1 pseudogene is annotated in these 323 nt (G+C 70.9%); it reads left to right on the top strand.

Annotation, left to right across the window (positions count from 1 at the left end):
* Positions 1-323: pseudogene (locus tag ACH107_RS33705) on the top strand (cell division protein FtsZ); the annotation flags it as partial.

Genomic DNA, 323 nt, shown 5'->3' with positions numbered 1-323 from the left:
TGGTAAAACTTGCCATCGGCTGTTTAAAAATTGCAATCGCCCTGCCCACGGCCGCCGAGGTCGCGCCCGAACCGACGCTCTTCGATGGCCCCGTGGTCGATCAGCACGAGGCGGCCGACGACGAGGCCGGCGACACCTTCGACGCCCCCGCGGCCGAGTCCGACCTGCCGCAACCGGCTTACCAGCCGCGCGCCCGGACCTCGGACGCGCAGATAGACGCCGACCCTGAAGGCTTTGTCGCGCCCCAGCGCCAGGCCGCCGGAACGCCATCGCCGGAAACGCTCGATCGGCTGCGCGCGGCCGCCTCGCGCGCCAAGGGCGGT

The sequence above is a fragment of the Roseovarius halophilus (ex Wu et al. 2025) genome (genome assembly GCF_047086965.1).
Note: the sequence above shows the minus strand (reverse complement) of the source record. Positions and strands in the feature narration are given on the sequence as shown.